This window comes from Veillonella montpellierensis DSM 17217 (genome assembly GCF_000426745.1).
In the GTDB taxonomy this organism is placed as follows: Bacteria; Bacillota; Negativicutes; order Veillonellales; family Veillonellaceae; genus Veillonella; species Veillonella montpellierensis.
In genome coordinates this window covers 1-18,042 of the sequence record NZ_AUFY01000002.1, presented here as the reverse complement: position 1 = coordinate 18,042, position 18,042 = coordinate 1, and the positions used below count along the sequence as shown (strand labels likewise).

Annotated in this window: 17 protein-coding genes; 11 read left to right on the top strand and 6 right to left on the bottom strand. The window is 32.5% G+C overall.

The window, feature by feature from the left end; translation table 11 throughout:
- Position 1: 1 nt before the first annotated feature.
- Entirely contained in the window at positions 2-904 is a 903-nt protein-coding gene (rarD, locus tag K357_RS0101005) for an EamA family transporter RarD (RefSeq protein ID WP_028257046.1), read from the bottom strand.
- Between the two features lie 375 nt (positions 905-1,279).
- Here rarD and K357_RS0101000 point away from each other — a divergent pair, with 375 nt between their 5' ends.
- The 8 genes from K357_RS0101000 to K357_RS0100965 all read left to right on the top strand — a co-directional run bounded on the left by K357_RS0101000 (position 1,280) and on the right by K357_RS0100965 (position 10,082).
- Entirely contained in the window at positions 1,280-3,064 is a 1,785-nt protein-coding gene (locus K357_RS0101000) for a B12-binding domain-containing radical SAM protein (protein ID WP_028257045.1), read from the top strand.
- On the top strand, positions 3,054-4,046 hold the full coding sequence (gene mnmL, locus K357_RS0100995; protein WP_028257044.1) for a tRNA modification radical SAM protein MnmL/YtqA: 993 nt from the start codon (positions 3,054-3,056) through the stop codon (positions 4,044-4,046). The genes K357_RS0101000 and mnmL overlap by 11 nt, the downstream gene beginning before the upstream one ends.
- Positions 4,047-4,249: 203 nt before the next feature.
- A complete protein-coding gene (locus K357_RS08485) occupies positions 4,250-5,227 on the top strand; it encodes a PhoH family protein (RefSeq protein WP_038113337.1) in 978 nt (325 codons plus the stop codon).
- Positions 5,228-5,701, top strand: coding sequence for an rRNA maturation RNase YbeY (gene ybeY / locus K357_RS0100985; RefSeq protein WP_028257043.1), 474 nt, complete (start codon positions 5,228-5,230; stop codon positions 5,699-5,701). It abuts the gene before it with no gap.
- The gene (gene era, locus K357_RS0100980; protein ID WP_028257042.1) at positions 5,694-6,584 is read left to right on the top strand and encodes a GTPase Era; all 891 of its coding nucleotides are present in this window, start codon (positions 5,694-5,696) and stop codon (positions 6,582-6,584) included. Before ybeY ends, era begins: the two co-directional genes overlap by 8 nt.
- Positions 6,585-6,643: 59 nt before the next feature.
- Complete coding sequence (locus K357_RS0100975) at positions 6,644-7,969, top strand: CNNM domain-containing protein (protein ID WP_028257041.1); 1,326 nt, start codon at positions 6,644-6,646, stop codon at positions 7,967-7,969.
- Positions 7,970-8,124: 155 nt separating this feature from the next.
- Positions 8,125-8,832, top strand: a complete 708-nt coding sequence (recO, locus tag K357_RS0100970) for a DNA repair protein RecO (protein WP_028257040.1) — start codon at positions 8,125-8,127, stop codon at positions 8,830-8,832.
- Positions 8,829-10,082 (top strand): chloride channel protein, encoded by a 1,254-nt coding sequence (locus tag K357_RS0100965; RefSeq protein ID WP_028257039.1) that lies wholly within the window; start codon positions 8,829-8,831, stop codon positions 10,080-10,082. The genes recO and K357_RS0100965 overlap by 4 nt, the downstream gene beginning before the upstream one ends.
- Positions 10,083-10,125: 43 nt before the next feature.
- Here K357_RS0100965 and K357_RS0100960 read toward each other — a convergent pair whose 3' ends face one another.
- Positions 10,126-10,872, bottom strand: a complete 747-nt coding sequence (locus K357_RS0100960) for a class I SAM-dependent methyltransferase (protein ID WP_244869361.1) — start codon at positions 10,870-10,872, stop codon at positions 10,126-10,128.
- Positions 10,873-10,999: 127 nt separating this feature from the next.
- Between K357_RS0100960 and pepD the strand changes: the two genes are divergently transcribed.
- The 3 genes from pepD (at position 11,000) to K357_RS0100945 (ending at position 14,819) form a co-directional block, all read left to right on the top strand.
- Entirely contained in the window at positions 11,000-12,475 is a 1,476-nt protein-coding gene (gene pepD / locus K357_RS0100955; protein ID WP_051211946.1) for a beta-Ala-His dipeptidase, read from the top strand.
- Positions 12,472-13,401 (top strand): DUF1848 domain-containing protein, encoded by a 930-nt coding sequence (locus K357_RS0100950; RefSeq protein ID WP_028257036.1) that lies wholly within the window; start codon positions 12,472-12,474, stop codon positions 13,399-13,401. Before pepD ends, K357_RS0100950 begins: the two co-directional genes overlap by 4 nt.
- Before the next feature lie 407 nt (positions 13,402-13,808).
- Entirely contained in the window at positions 13,809-14,819 is a 1,011-nt protein-coding gene (locus K357_RS0100945; protein WP_028257035.1) for a site-specific integrase, read from the top strand.
- Between the two features lie 337 nt (positions 14,820-15,156).
- Here K357_RS0100945 and K357_RS08480 read toward each other — a convergent pair whose 3' ends face one another.
- From K357_RS08480 to K357_RS10020, 4 genes are all read right to left on the bottom strand, one after another.
- Positions 15,157-15,468 (bottom strand): LysM peptidoglycan-binding domain-containing protein, encoded by a 312-nt coding sequence (locus tag K357_RS08480; RefSeq protein ID WP_051211944.1) that lies wholly within the window; start codon positions 15,466-15,468, stop codon positions 15,157-15,159.
- Positions 15,469-16,294: 826 nt separating this feature from the next.
- The gene (locus K357_RS08475; RefSeq protein ID WP_051211942.1) at positions 16,295-16,564 is read right to left on the bottom strand and encodes a hypothetical protein; all 270 of its coding nucleotides are present in this window, start codon (positions 16,562-16,564) and stop codon (positions 16,295-16,297) included.
- A 1-nt stretch (position 16,565) separates the two neighbouring features.
- Positions 16,566-16,937 carry a hypothetical protein gene (locus K357_RS0100930; protein WP_028257034.1) on the bottom strand — a complete coding sequence of 124 codons (372 nt, stop codon included), beginning with the start codon at positions 16,935-16,937 and terminating at the stop codon, positions 16,566-16,568.
- A 784-nt stretch (positions 16,938-17,721) separates the two neighbouring features.
- Positions 17,722-17,844, bottom strand: coding sequence for a hypothetical protein (locus tag K357_RS10020; RefSeq protein WP_280451319.1), 123 nt, complete (start codon positions 17,842-17,844; stop codon positions 17,722-17,724).
- Between the last annotated feature and the right edge of the window lie 198 nt (positions 17,845-18,042).

The window sequence follows — 18,042 nt, the reverse complement described above, 5'->3', positions numbered from 1 at the left end:
ATTATTTTTTTGTAATGATAAATCTTTCAGACATACTAAATATGACTAAAGAAATCCATATACAACTAATGGCTAATAATTGTGGCCAATCAAAAGATTCCTGAAAATAAAATACTGCCAATATTAATGCTATTGATGGAGAAATATATTGTAGGAATCCTAATAAATTTAATGGTAAATGATTCGCTCCAAAGGAAAACAAAATCATAGGTGCTGCTGTAATAAGTCCCGTACCAATTAATAATAAGGCGATATCAATAGTACTACTTGAATAGTATGTCCATGATAGAGGATTAACACATAGTAAATAATATATCGCTAAAGGAGAAATCAAAATAGATTCTAAGGCAATACTAGAAAAAGGGTTAAGTTGTAACTGTTTTTTTGCAGCACCATATAAAGCAAAGCTTGCTGCTAGTGCTATAGAAATCCACGGAAACGTTCCCAATTGAATCGTCAATATAATAATGCCTATGGCTGCTATACATACACTAATTTTTTTAGCTGTAATAATGTATTCTTTAAATATGACACGTCCTAACACAACATTTAATAACGGTGTCATATAGTAACCGATGCTAGTGTCTAATACATGATTGGAATTAACTGCCCATATATATACGAGCCAATTAATACTAATTAACAGTGAAGCAATGACTAACAAAAGAATTCGTTTTTTCTCTTTCCACAACTGAAATATATCATTAATGAATTTTTTAGATTGTGTGATTAATACTAATACAAGCACAAATAGAGCTGTCCAAATGACTCTTTGTGCTAGTATGCTATTAGAATCAAGCTTCGATAACATAGCCCAGTATAGAGGTAATAACCCCCATAAAACATAAGCTGCTAACGATGTACCCAAACCAAGCGTGTAATTTTTATAATTTTCAGAATTCATACCATACCTCACATACATAATTTTTATATTAGCATTGTCTATTATACTGATTATTAACGATAGGAACAAGTAAAATATATAGCACTATGTAGATGTAATCAATTCGACTGACAACAAAAGGCTATACTAACTACTAAATTTCAGTAACTGCACACATGATCTGTAAATTTTATAATTAACTTTATAATAGTAATTTTGCCATATTGATTGTGTAATACAATGAATAGTTTTATCAGTAGATCATTATACGAATTCAAGACAGATCCGTATCTAGCAATGTGTACTGTTATCCTTTAGGTAATCTATGATATAATAATAGTATTATGATGATAGACGGTGAGACCAACTCATTCGATGAATTACGACGAGGTATACATGAACGTAGTATTAACGACTTTAAATTCTAAATTTATACATTCTTCATTAGCATTGCGCTATTTAAAAGCGTATGGTAAAAGTCAAGGACAGGCATATGATATAGTAGAATATACTATTAATATGCCTGTTTTGAATATCCTTAGTGATATTACAGAACGAGATATTGATGTTATTGGCTTTGCCTGTTATATTTGGAATATTGAAATGACGCTTCATGTAGTAGCCTTATTAAAAACAGTAAAACCAGATATTATTATCGTTTTAGGCGGTCCAGAAGTATCCTATGTAGCCGATGAAATTTTACATCGTGCACCTTCCGTAGACTATATTGTACAAGGTGAAGGAGAAGAGGTTTTTACCGCACTGATTCAACATTTATCTACCTATAAAACATTAGAAAATTACACTATTGATGGAATTCGTGGTCGAGATGTACATGGACAACCTTGCGGCTCATCTAGCGTTGTAGAAGTAAAAGATTTATCCGTAATTCCATTTCCCTATACAGAAGAAGACATGAGCGACTTAGCACACAAAATCATCTATTACGAATCCTCCCGTGGATGTCCTTTTTCATGTCAGTATTGTTTATCAGGTAATAAAAACACAGTAAGATTTTTCCCACAAAAACGTACAATTTCTGAATTACAATGGTTCATTGACCATCATGTAAAACAAGTAAAATTTGTCGATCGCACATTCAACTGTGCGCCTATGCATCATCTTCCCCTTATGGAATTTATAAGTCAAGCTGATACACGTACTAACTTTCATCTAGAAATGGAAGCTGAACTAATGGGGGAACGGGAAGTTTCCTATTTATGCAACGCCCCCAAAGGACGTATCCAAATTGAAGTGGGTGTTCAAAGCACCTATCCAAAAACATTAAAGGCCATACATCGCTACAATAATTGGCAACATATAAAAAAAGTAATTCATCCTATTATAGAAAGTGGGAATACCCATGTACATATGGATTTAATAGTAGGATTGCCGCATGAAACCAAAAAACGATTCGGCCTTTCTTTTGACGACTTATTTAGTTTACAACCGCACGCTTTACAAATCGGCTTTTTAAAGCTATTAAAAGGGTCTGGTATTCGCGCTATGGATGACTATCACTATATATTTGATCCATTAGCACCTTATGAAGTATTAGGATCCCATGTACTACCTTATGAAGATGTACGATTTTTAAAGTATTTTGAAGATGTATTTGAACGATTTTATAACAGTGAACGGTATCGAACTGTATTCACCTATATAGGAAAACAACTGATTGATAATCGAGAAAGTGCATTTGATTATTTTTCTAACATGACCAAAGCATGGCTTGCAGCCGATAATCATAAGCGCAATCTGAATGATAAAGATAAAATAGAATTTTTATATTCTTTTTTTAAAAAACATAACGATATAGTGGCCATAGAATTATTGCAATATGATGTAATTATTAGCTATAAAGGAAAAATTCGCACTGAAACAATCGGATTGCCTGTGCAGTCAAAAAAATTGCTACAATCCAGCGAATATTTTTGGAAAGATGAACAATTAGTCCGCCGTTATATACCAGAATATTCCTTTAAAGAATGGCGTCGTATTCGTCAAAATTACTTTGAAGTCAATCTATCTGCTGCAACAGTAGACTATTTAGGTATTAATCAAAATACTAATGATGATTACATGCGTGTCAATGAAAAAACACCTATTATTATTGATGTAATGAATACTGTCAAGCCTTTTATTCGTCCTGCTATGAAAGAGGAGTCTTATGGAAGCTAATCAAAAAACGAAACGTTATAATGTATATTCTCAGTGGCTTCGAGCTAAATATGGGGAGAAAGTCTATAAATTACCAGTTGCCTTACCACTCACATGCCCAAATCGTGATGGTTCTGCTGGTGTAGGTGGTTGTGTGTTTTGTGGAGAAATTGGTGCGGGTTATGAAAATCGCCCTGCTTGGATGACAGTGAAACAACAATTAGAGGAAAACATTGCCCATATAGCGCCTAAATATAAAGCGTATAAATATATTCCTTATTATCAAAATTTTAGTAATACCTATCTACCATTAGAAGATTTTAAAAATTATATGACTGCAGGTTGTATTGATACAGCTGTTGGAATAGCAATTGCCACTCGACCAGATTGCATTTCCGATGAATATTTGTCGGTTCTAAAAAAAATTTCAGAAGAAAAAAACATTGATATATATATTGAATTAGGATTACAAACTGTAAATTATCACACCTTAAAAAAAATCAATCGTGGGCATTCTATGGCAGAGCTCATTGATGCAGTATTACGTATTAAGCGCTTTGGCTTTAATGTATGTGTACATATGATATTAAATCTTCCATGGGATACTATGGAAGACGTCATAGAAGGTGCTAAGATTCTATCCGCATTAGATGTTGATCAAGTAAAACTTCATGCATTATATATTGTTAAAAATACGCTAATGGCTAACTGGTATGAAGCTGGTGAATTAAATCTCATTAGTGTAGAGGAGTATGTTGAACGAGTTGTCACATTTATTCGCTATCTATCTCCTACTATTGTCCTTCAACGATTAGTGGGCAGGGCCCCTGAAGATAATACTTTATTTACGAATTGGTCTATGGGATGGTGGCGCATTCAAGACTTAATCGATCATGCATTAGAAGAAAAAAATGCCTATCAAGGCGATTTATGTAACTATCTAAACGGTTCTGCTATAAGGAAATTTATAAACACTACTAATACAGGCAGTTCAAACCATTAAGATACCATCTACTAATTAATGATTATCTTAATTACTTTGTAATTCATATAGCCATAAACTTTTGTTCTTCTACTAGTAGCTTTATTACAAATAATACACTGTTATAGCTATCGTTTTATTTCATCCGGTTAGAAAGGAGAATATAGTAGTTAGAGATTTATTAAAATTAAGGAATATCCTCTATTACTATACTAAAAATTATTATGAGTCAACAAATGTTTACATTTCCTAACTATGAATTAGCTGCACAAATCTTAGGTCATCAAAATAAACATTTAAGTATTATTGAATCACAGCTACCTTGTCACGTAACAAGTCGTGGCGATATGGTTATCCTAAACGGTGATGACACAATCGTCAATCAATTTATAATTGTATTAAAAGAGTTAGTATTTTTATATCAACAAGGTAGTACAATTAATGAACAACAAACAAAAATTGCAGCTAAATTAGTTAAAGAAAATAAAGTCCATCTATTGCATACTATGTTTGAAGATACTTTAAATGTATCTATTCGTGGTAAAAGCATTACCCCAAAAACAGAAGGACAAAAGTCTTACGTAGATAGTATTAGAAATCACACTATTACGTTTGGCATTGGCCCTGCTGGTACAGGAAAGACCTTTTTAGCCGTTGCGTTAGCAGCATTTTATTTAAAAAATAGAGATGTAGAAAAAATAATTTTAACCCGTCCTGCTGTTGAAGCAGGTGAGCGATTAGGGTATTTGCCAGGTGATTTACAAGAAAAAGTAGATCCCTATTTACGGCCACTCTATGATGCATTACACGATATGTTTGGCATAGAACAAGTCACACGTTATATGGAACGTGGTATTATAGAAGTAGCACCACTTGCTTATATGCGCGGTAGAACACTAGAAAATGCTTTTATTATTTTAGATGAAGCACAAAACACAACACCTGAGCAAATGAAAATGTTTTTAACACGACTTGGTAATCAATCTAAAATGGTGATTAATGGTGATAAAACACAAATTGATTTACCTCATAGAACGATATCTGGATTAAGCGAAGCTGAAAAAGTATTACGCCGTATATCAGGTATTAGTATGATATATTTTAGCGATGAAGATGTGGTAAGACATGATTTAGTAGGTAAGATTATTAAAGCCTATGATGTATATGCATTACATAATGAAAGAAAGGAATTGGATACGTAAATGGAAATTACCATTAGTTATGCCGACGGGACCTCTGTGAATCAAGAAGTAGAACGAGTAATTAAACTAGTCTGCAATGAAGTCTCCCGTGTATATGGCTTAGAAAATGATGAAATGAGTGTTCTTTTATGCGATAATGAAACGATTCATAAATTAAATTATACATATCGTCACATTGATCGACCTACTGATGTGTTATCATTTGCGCTAAATGAGGGAAATGAGTGGCAAGGGGAGGAAGAATCGCATTTATTAGGTGATTTAATTATTTCTTTAGAGCGAACTGCTGAACAAGCCAATACCTATGGCCATAGTTTTGAACGAGAATTAGCCTATTTAACTACCCATGGATGCCTACATATTTTAGGGTATGACCATATGACAGATGAAGACAAAGCTATTATGCGAAAAGAAGAAGAATTTATACTAAGTAATTTAAACTATGTAAGAGAGGATGCTCCATATAATGAATAAACCATTTAAATCGGGATTTGTGGCTGTTGTAGGTAGACCTAATGTAGGAAAATCTACATTAATTAATGCATTAATAGATGATAAAATCGTTATCGTTTCCGACAAAGCACAAACGACACGCAATCGTATCATCTGTGTGTATACAGATGATGAAAAACAGATTGTCTTTATGGATACACCTGGTATTCATAAACCAAAACACAAATTAGGTGAATTTATGGTTAATGCAGCAGTGGAATCATTAAAAGAAATAGAAGCTGTATTATTTGTTGTAGCTGGCAACGAAAAACGTGGACCTGGTGATAATTTTATTATAGAACAACTAAAAAAAGTGACTGTTCCCGTTTTTTTATTAATTAATAAAATTGATACATTAACAAAAGAGGAAATAGTAAAAAATATTATTACTTATCAATCTGCCTATCCTTTTGCAGATATTATTCCTATTTCTGCTAAAGAAAAAAGTAATCTTCCTGTCATATTAGAGGAGTTGGCCAAAAATTTACCAGAAGGTCCACAATATTTTCCAGACGATATGATAACTGATCAACCAGAACGTCTTATTATTTCAGATATTATACGGGAAAAAATTTTATTGATTACTCGTGATGAAATTCCACATGCTATTGCCGTTGATATTGATGAAATAAAAACTCGATCTGATGGAACTATGTATGTACGAGCTACGATTTACTGTGAACGTGACTCCCAAAAAGGTATCATCATAGGAAAGCACGGCACTCTACTTAAAGAAATAGGTGCTAGTGCAAGAAAAGATATAGAACGTTTATTAGCTACTAAAGTCTTTCTTGATTTATGGGTAAAAGTAAAAAAGGATTGGCGTAATAAATCAGCTATATTGTCAGAGCTAGGGTATAAATAATACATAATGATAGAATATTATTATAATAATAGGATCATGGAAAGGAATTTATTTTCATAATGGATATAATAGATGGGGTAGTACCACTGTTAATTGCAATTATTTGTTTACTAATTATAAATTTTTTAGTAATTGCCAAGTTTTCATTTGCACGTCTACGAGAAGAACATGTAGATGATATGAAAACACTAAGTGAAGATAAAAAAAATTTTTTAAAAAACTTATATAAACAACCTGAACAATTCATTAATACAACACAATTTTTAATACTTTTTTTCATTATTTTATTAGCCGTCCTAACTAGTAATTTTATAGGAAGTATTATAGATATATGTCAAGTTAAATTAAATATTATGCATTCTTGGGTAGGATTATTATTAGATGCTATTATTCTACTCATCATTAGCATGATTATTCTTATTTTTGGAGAAATCATTCCTAAAGCACTCGGCTTATCATTTCCTGAAAAGTACATCAGTACTAGTGCTACAATTGTTGTATTAATTGGAAAATTAATTAAACCATTTGTTTGGTTTGGAAACCGAATAGGCAACTTATTATTAACACCTTTTGAAACACCTTATCGAACAGAACTCGATCTCGTCCACACTGAAGATGAAATACGAATGATGATTAATCGGAGCCATATGGAAGGTGAATTAGACCATGTGGAAAGTGAATTAATCGATAATGTATTTGACTTTGTAGATCGCATGGCTAAAGAAGTTATGATACCACGTCAAGATGTAGATTGTGTATTTCTAGAAGATAGCTTTGAAGAAACTATGAATACAATTCGCTCTACTGTTCATACTCGATATCCCCTATGTGTAGAAGACAAAGACCATGTAATTGGTTTAATTCACATTAAAGATTTAATGGAACATCAGGCAGAGGCAAAATCCAGTTTAAAAACAATTCGCAGAGATATTTTAACCATTCCAGAAGTTATGAAATTATCAACTTTATTACAGTACATGCGCACGCGTCGTATTTATCAAGCTATCGTGGTTGATGAATACGGAGGTATGGTAGGTCTTGTTGGTTTAGAAGATATTATTGAAGAATTAGTTGGCGATATACAAGATGAACACGAATCAAATGTGCCTCCTACCGTCCAATATGATAATGGTTCCTTTGAATTTGATGGTAAAGTGCTAGTTGATGACGTAGAGTCATTGATGAATGTAGAATTTAGTAATGTGGAAGAAGATACAATTGGTGGCTATATTTTTGGTTTATTAGAGCGAACGCCTTGTATTGGTGATACTGTTGAAGCAAGCGGGTATCTATTTAAAGTACTAGGATTGCAAGGATACCGCATCACACGATTGAAAGCAGAGCCCTTAAACGAATCTATAGATATAGAATCCAATAAGATGTAACTGTATGTTCCATAACTAATAAGCAAGTAATAGAATTCAGCGTGCCTATTAGCTAGCGTTTTATCTATTTTCACCACTATATATCCTAAAAATTATAGTTATATAGTAAATGAATAATGTACACTTTTACAGGCTATGATATGAGAGTTAAACGTATGATTAATTTTAAAAACACCCTAACAACAGAAGCTATCGTAATTTGGCGAAAAAAACTTAAAAATTATTCTAAATTTACTCTAATTAGTTATCACTGCGGTTTAATTACATGCACCATGGATCATAAACGCTTACAGAGATTAAAAAATGCCAGTTATTTAACCCCATTTAGTAAGATATATATTACTATCAATCCTACTCGTGATCATTACCATATAGAGCAAATTGATGGTATTACCATTTTTTCTACTATTGAAGGAAATTTGGAAAGCATTGCCTATACATCAATTATCAGTGAATTAATTCTTAAACTAACCGCCAAAGAAGATATGGATACATCATTGTATGAGTTAGTCAATCAATTCTCTCAAATGATACATACAAAATCGATTAAACTGGCCTCATTGATTATGGGGTGGCAATTATTAATGTTAGCTGGATTCACACCAGATAGAGAAGCTATCCTTAGCAATAATGGTCTTTCTGAATTTTGGAAAGAATTAGCACATATAACACCATCTCCCATAACAAGTGAAGTCCAAAGCGGTTTGTTGCAAGTCTTAACATATCAATGGAACCATAAAGAAACGATTAATTTGAATAAATCAGTATGGCAAAAAATAGAGTTTCTATTGTATGCCTATGCTGCCTATCAACTCAATGATCAATTACAATCAGTACAATTTCTAAAGGATATAGTCTTATGAAAGTCACAAATATACGAGTATTAATAACCATTATTGTTATTGGATTGTTAGCTGGAATGATTGGTATTGTATTAACAGAATTATTACATGTAGTCCAACAATTAGCCTTTGGATCAGGAAATTCAACAACACATACATCCTTTAAAATCTTAGTTGAAACATCCACTCCACTACATAGACTATTAGTACTCTTACTATGTGGTGTATTGACGGGGCTTGGCTGGGTATTATTACATCGATATGGTTCTGGCATTACGGATATAAAAAAAGTGATACAAAATAATGCAATATCAATGCCTATAGGAACAATGATATTGCATCCTATATTACAAATTATTACTGTCGCTTTAGGTTCTCCATTAGGCAGAGAAGTAGCACCGCGTGAAATGAGTGTAGCCTTAACAACAGGGTGGTTAAAATGGACCAATTGGGATACGACACTAGATAACAATACCAAAAGAGTCCTACTCGCTTGCGCTGCCGGTGCTGGCCTCGCTGCAGTATACAACGCACCATTATCATCAACAATTTTTATTTTAGAAACTCTATTACTATCTTGGTCAATGCATCATATAATCGCTGCCTTATTATCCTGTTCTATTGCCACGTTTGTAGTACGTATGGGACTAGGGGATACTTTACAATATCCACTATCATCTGTATCCTTTACAGATTACTTAATCATATGGGCCGCTCTTATGGGCCTATGTATTGGTATCAGTGTTCATTATTTCAATAAATCCTTTTCTAAACTATCTATACTACCTCGTACTAGTTGGTATATGATTCCTGTATCCATAGTATCATTTGGAATAATCGGAATTATGAGTATATACTTTCCAGAAATTCTAGGAAATGGTAAACCTGGTGTATACTTAGCATTCACTACTAGTCTAGATTGGTCCTATGCTGTTGGCTTATTTGCTACAAAATGGGGGGCTTTACTATTAGCAACGATAGCAGGCGCTTATGGTGGTCGTATTTCACCATCCATGATGCTAGGTAGCCTATTGGCCTTTATAGGTGGAGCTATCTGGAATAGTGTATTACCTCTATACACATTACCATTAGAAGTATGCACTGTAGTCGGCGCTGCTACGTTTCTAGGATGTGCTCAAAAAATGCACTTAACGGCTATTATATTTTTATTAGAATTATCAAGATTTTCTCCCTCTTATTTTTTTCCCATCTGCATATGCATGGGCACTTCCATGATTATTGTTGAACTATGTAACAAGAAATCCCTATAGTTATATCTAGAACTACAGAAAGTACTCAGGCTATCAAGTAATATTACTTGATAGCCTTTATACAAAACATGGGTGCCGTAATATAAAATTCATCCTCTATTTCATATATACGAGACCCCACAGTTGTATCAACGATACATTGTTGCGGATGATATTGTTCTAGTATCTCTTTATCCCAATCTGGTCTAGTATAATGACTAATTGGTAACATTTCATAAATGGATTGGCATTTAGCCAACAGAGTAGGGGATATATCCTTATGAGCATGACTCTTTACTGATAATTGTGTAACATGATTTTTTGCATAATTTGCGTCATAATTTAACAAAATACCATTGCGTTTTAATACATGAAGCCACTCTTGATAAGCATGACAAGGGTGAGGTAAATTCCATGTAACATTTCTTGCAATAACAACATCAAAGAAATTATTGTCAAATAGCAATCTTTCTGCATCCATAAGTTGAAAATCAATTTTATATCCTTCAGAATTAGCGAGCTTATGAGCCGCCTTTATCATATTAGAGGACATATCAATACCGACGACAGTATGTCCCATAGAGGCGAGTAACATCGAAAAAAATCCAGCTCCACAACCAACATCTAAAATCCGTACCGGATGATCCGGTATATGCTTAATGATTTCATCTTTCCATAAATAATATTTTTCACTATGCAGCTCATGACTTCTAAGAGTGGTAAAACCTTCTGCTCGTTCATTCCAATAAGAAATAATATATTCTTTTCTTGTCTTATCAATACTAGTAAGGTCTTTTAATGTATGTAACAATGTTTTCTCCTATTTTACTGAATAATTTATTATAATGAACATATATTATATAATGAATATCAAAACAAAGTAAAATACTAGTATATAGTTTTTTCTTTGTTTTCAAACATGAAGGAGTATATAGCCTATGCCTACTACACTTGATTTACTAACAGAAAAGTACAATCCGAATAATATTGCCTATTATTTTTGGAAAATTTCACAAGTCCCAAGACAATCAGGTCACGAAGAAAAAATTAGTAACTTTTTAGTTGATTTTGCAAAAGAACAAAGCTTATCATACATACAAGATAAAGTAGGGAATGTTATTATTTACAAACCTGCTGCACCAGGATATGAGAACCTAGCTCCTGTTATATTACAAGGACATATGGATATGGTATGTGAAAAGGTTCCCACAAGTACTCATAATTTTTCCACGGATCCATTAGAATTAATCATTAAAGAAGACTTTCTTATGGCGAATGGCACTACATTAGGAGCTGATGATGGTATCTCATTAGCCTATGGATTAGCCATATTAGCAGATACCACATTATCTCATCCGGCCTTGGAAGTAGTGTTTACTGTATCGGAAGAGACAGACTTTACAGGTGTGGCAAACTTAGATTATTCGCTATTGAAAGGAAAAGAGCTAATTAATATTGATAGTTCTAGTGACCAACGACTTACCGTCAGTAGTGCTGGAGGAGCTAGTTTTATGCTTACTCAAACTCTTAACCGTATGCCTATCAGTCAAGAGTATACAACATTGTCTGTAGAAATAGATGGTGGCATTGGCGGTCATTCCGGAGAAGATATTCACCGCCAAAGAGCAAATGCTATCATTGAACTAGCTACTAGTCTTATCAACTTAAAAACATATATATCTACTGATAAAATAGAACTTATAGCAATAAATGGTGGGGCAGCCTCTAATGCAATACCACGAAATGCGCAAGCAATTATTGCCATTCCACACAATGAACTATCAAAAATAAATGTATGGCTTTCTTTCGAACAAAAAAAATTAAAAGAACGCTATCAGCATAGTGATCCACATATTTCATTATCTATAGCTCCACGGATAACAAGTCAGCTTCCTATGAGTCACATCTGCAAAAATGAATTACTTTCTCTATTACTAAGCGTTCCGGTAGGTATTATAAAAAAAGATGATACTATACAAGACTTCATTCATACCTCCAATAGTATCGGACGTATTAAAACTGTAGAAAATAGTATAACCATATACGGCGAAATTAGAAGTGTAGACACCCAAGAAGCTAGCTTTATTTTTCAAAATATTGAAGCTATCACAAATTCAATGACAACCATAACAAGTCATTGCCTAATGACATATCCTGGATGGGCTTTTAAAAAGGAATCCTCATTACGAGATAAATTTCAAAAGGCGAGAATGCACCTATTAGGTACGCGTGCTGAACTAGAAATGGTACATGCAGGTCTAGAATGTAGCTATTTTTCCCAATATATGCAAGATATTGATTGCATATCTATAGGTCCTACAATTTATGATTTACATACACCACAAGAACGAATGGAGCTTACATCCTTTGTAACTATGTGGCATATATTAATAGAAGTGTTGGCCATGAAATGATATTACAAACAGGACAACGTACAGATATACCTGCTTTTTATGCAGAGTGGTTTGCTAATCGAATACAAGATGGATATGTGTTAGTGCGTAATCCTTATCATAAGTTATCCGTAAAGCGATATATACTCCATCCCACTATAATTGATGGTATTATATTTTGTAGTAAAAATCCTAAGCCAATGCTGACATATATGAAATTATTAGCATCTTACAGACAGTATTGGCATGTAACAATAACTGGATATGGCAAAGATATAGAGCCCAATGTTCCATCAATTGACAACGTTATTAAGACTTTCAAACAACTATCAAACTATGTATCGCCTTATCAATTAGTGTGGAGATATGATCCTATTTTTTTCACGTCTACATATACGTTAGAGTATCATCTACGTACATTTAACTATATTGCAAAACAGCTAAAAGATTATACAGATACAGTTATTGTAAGTTTTATTGATTTATATCCAAAAGTGCGTCGTAATTTTTCAACTCTTTGTCGACCAACAAAAATAGAAACTTATAAAGTTATAGAAGCGTTAGTAACTATTGCCAATTCTTATGGAATGAAACTTAAGACTTGTGGGGAATTGATTGATTATACATCACTAGGGGCTGACACATCTGGGTGTTTTACTAAAAATACCTTTGAACGTGCTTTTCAAACAAATCTTATATTGCCTAATAAACCACCAGCCAGAAAGCAATGTAATTGTTTTATCCATGATGATATCGGGATATATAATTCCTGTGGTCATTTCTGTCGGTATTGCTATGCCAATACCGATATAGCCACAGTAAGATACAACATGAAGCAACATAACCCTAAATCACCATTTTTAATAGGTACATCTACACCTTTAGATATCATATATGATGCTAGTGAATCAAGTTGGGTTGACAATCAAATGAGATTAGAATTTTAACCATTGATAATTGAGTATATTAAAGATGTATCAATGTCTATAATCAATATATATCACATGTATTACATACTAGTATTAATTAAAAAATTTCTCTAATACAATTAGTTTAAGATAATCTATTTCTTGCATATGCAGTACACGTAAATCCATAGGAACTCGTAAGAGTGTATTAGAACAAATACGGGTATACTGACGGTACAACTCATGGTACAACTCCAAATAATAGAACCTAGGCAGTATCTACACTCAACCACATTACTTCCGATAATATATCGTTATCGGAAGTAATGTGGTATAATAATATATGCATGATATAATACACATATATATCTATAATTCTATATATAATGTATCATGCAATTGTACACTACTATATGATACTGTTATACAAATATTAAATTGGAGATATGATGACTATAAAATCTAATACGCAACACTTTTTCTTGCGTCATAATGATCAGTTGCTAAATAGCACTAAATTATCAGCAAAAGCCAAGAAAAGTATTTTACTATCTAAAGCTGAACATACTATTGATGCCTATGAATCGGATTGGTCTGACTTTGTTGATTGGTGTCACTATAATCACGTAGAACCATTTCCACCCACACCAGAAACAATTGTTAATTATATTAATGATTTGGCTGATTATGCAAAAGCTAATACTATATCAAGACGTATCAGTGCTATTTCTGAAAATTTAAATGCTTCTGGATTATCTAGCAACCCATGTACCTCACCACTAGTAAAAAGTGCGCTCCGAGGCATTAGAAGATTTAAAGGTACTTTCCAACAAGGGAAAACCCCCTTACTATTGGAAGATATCAAGGATATTATCAACTATATTAACGAAACAACAATTGACATTGACATTGTTGCCACACGAGATAAGGCAATTTTACTATTAGGATTTATGGGTGCATTTCGACGCAGTGAAATAAGTGCCATTACAGTAGAAGATATTACATTTTCTCCTAATGGCATGGAAATTTTTATTGCCTCCTCTAAAGCCGATCAAGAAGGTCAAGGAGCAATCGTCGCTATACCATATATCGACACGAAAGAATTATGCGCTGTAACACATGTAAAAAAATGGTTGGCCTTATCTCATATTAAATCTGGTCCATTATTCAGAGGATTTACAAAAAATGGTTCCCTTAGAAAAACAGCATTAAGTGACAAAAGTGTTGCCAATATTGTAAAAAAATATGTATCACTCATTGGATTAGAACCTGATATGTATGGTGCACATAGTCTTCGACATGGTTTTGCTACAACTGCTGCCTCATATGGTGTAGAAGAAAGAAATATCATGCGGCAAACACGTCATCATAGTGTTAACATGGTTAGACGCTATATTAATGAAGCTAATAAATTTGTAGATAATCCTATCTCTTCTATCTTTAACAAAAGAAAATAGTAGCCGCAAAAAATATACTATTATCTAGAATTTACATTCTTTACATAATTTTATATGGTCTAAATGAGCATTGCCATGTGTAAAAGTTTTATGTTAAACACATAAGCTTACTATGTATTAGAGAATTACAAAAAGATACCGTTCTATATATTAGAAAGTATATTTCTTAAATTAAAAATACCACACTTAACGTACGCTATAAAAATAATAGTGATATATCAATTTATATAAATTATCATCGACAAAATAGCTCCTAATAGAAATTCTACTGATACTGTAAAAGTTTCTATTAGGAGCTATTATATGTCATGTTAACTTATACACTGGACACATTATTTTAGTTTCTAGCTATATAACTAGTATCAAATAATGGTTTAACTACTTTAATAGTTGGTATTTTTAACTTACTGCCAGGCACTAACTCTCCAGACTTTTCAATATGATTTAAATCTTTAATCGAATACACTACATCTCTTATGTCTACATCATTTGACGAATTTTTTTCTGCAATACTCCAAATAGTATCTCCATGAGATACCGTAACTAGCTGTACATTGTTTGTATCTAATACAACAGTTTCTCCCATTACATGATAACCAATCATTATCATCAAGCATAATGTCACCATCATATATATTTGTCGTTTCATTGTATCTCCACCTTATACATTTTATAACCATAATATAGAACATAAAATCTACGAACATTTGTTTGTTTACATGGAAATTATACCATGCGAATATATGTTCGGTCAATGGTAAAAACGTATGCAATGAATTTAGTAATGAATTTTCATATTTACTTTCTAAAATATATATGATTATCTTTTCTGCCCTATCTTTCTTTATGTCTTTTTCCCTCCCTATGATTAAAATATATCTTATCGTAGAGAAAAAACATCTACATACTATTCAGAACAATTAAATCACTGAAAATACCATTCTTCTTATCCTTGATTACATACAATGATTCAAAGGTATGCATTAATATTTTATTTGATTTACACCATGTATTACCTCCTTATAATTAAACTTCTCGTTACGCTTACTTTTCGTAATCCACACCTCACGTTACAGTCTTGTTCTTTTCGCCTGCAATACTAAAAAGGCAATATAAAAAGCCCTGCACTGGGTACAAGGCTTTGTTATTAAATTATTTACCACACAAAATATATAGAATCAAACACACAATAAGTATAAATATGATGATTTCCGCTATAATTATTGGCAACCATAAAAACCACAATGGCAGCTGCAACTCAAATATCCTGTTAATAATTAAAAATAATACTTGTAGCAATAGTAATTTCATAGTACTTAATCATCTTTAAAAAATAAAGAAAATACGCTATAATTTAATTAATAAAAGACATCAATCCTTACCCCTTGATAACACGTAATGTGTTAGGGTGAGGCGTTGGTGTCTTTTTCACACCTTTTACTAAAAAACAACCTACTAAGTAAGCGGTTTGAATGTTATTTTTTTGTAATCCACGTTCCAAAATCAACATGAGTGTAATCTTCAATTGCCTTCTTTAGGCTATTATTCTCGTCATCCTCAATGATTTCCCATACGCCTTGTGCCTCACTGTTTAAATCCCTCGGAGTAAGAATATCATATAAATAATCCTCTTCTGAATCATCAATAATTCGCAAGAAAGGATGCTCAATAGCAACGCACTCATAAATCTTGTTATTGGTTAAACCATCAACTCCAAATGATTCGCCTTTATATCTAACTTTCATGCTATTTTCTCCTTTCTTTTTCGGACTTAATTTTAAACTCTATAGGGCCTGTATCTTTATGATAATACCAATGAATATCAAAAATATATTTATTTGATGGAATTATCCCCATCAACTTACTCCATCCAATAGCATTAGTATTATACTTTTCGACCAATCGAACAGAGGCTCGTAAATCCTTATCACTACCCACCCCTGCAATAATTCGTTTTGGTTCCACTATTGTACCTAGAGGAATAAATTTAAATTGACTAATAGCTAAGCGTTTATTTGTCGCCACTTCTGAGTTCAGAATAACATTTACATCTATCTTAGGCAAGCGACTTTCTAATACTTTTCCGCTATATCCTCTAGCCTTTTGTGTCCACAACATCCCTTCCTCTACAGCTTTATCCCTATGTACGCCAAGTAATCGTTCACGCTTATGATTAGTAGTGCCATTTAAATATTCTAGACCGCCTTCTTCAATTCGTTCTTTAGGTACTTCTTTTTTTTATTTACCTCCTTATAATTAAAATTCTCGTTACGCTTAATTTTCGTGAGCCACACCTCACGTTACAGTCTTATTCTTTTTCGCCTGCAATACTAAAAAACAATATAAAAAGCCCTGCACTAGGTACAAAGCTTTGTTATTAAATTATTTATCACACACAATATATAGAATCAAACACGCAATAATTATAAATATAATTATCCCCACTATAATCATTGGCAACCATAAAAACCACAATGGCAGCTGCAACTCAAATATCCTGTTAATGATTAAAAATAATACTTGTAGAAATAATAGTTTCATAGACTTAGTCCCATTGAAAAAATAAAGAAAGTTAGATATAATCTAAGTAATAAAAGGTGATTGTTTCTTTGCCCCGTTGATATATTTGTATATCTGGTAGAGAGACTAATCGCCTTTTTTTTATATGATTTTATTACTTTCTTGTTTTGTATCAAAATAACTTTTCTTACATTTTTTATATATTGTATTAAATACCTTTTTAATTTACAATTCAGCTGATTGAATATCTATTTCTGTTTCGTCAAGAGAAATAACAAATCTATTGGATTACTTTTTATTTTTATTTATTGCGTCATAAATTGTATTTTTACCGTTACCTTTAGGCGTTTTTAGTTTATATGTTTTACTACCGCTCTTAAAATCAGGCACCTTTAAATTTTACATTAAATTGTATTTTGGCTACATAATTTTTACCATAATCATCGACAACTTTAGCAGCTTGCTCCTCAGTTAGTCCTAATGCTAATAGTTTCTCTTTAGTCATAGTTACCTCCTTATAATTAACTTCTCATTACCCTTACTTTTCGTGAGCCACACCTCACGTTAGAGTCTTGTTCTTTTCGCCTGCAATACTAAAAATGTAATATAAAAAGCCTGCACTGGGTACAAGGCTTTGTTATTAAATTATTTACCACACAAAATATATAGAATCAAACACACAATAAGTATAAATATGATGATT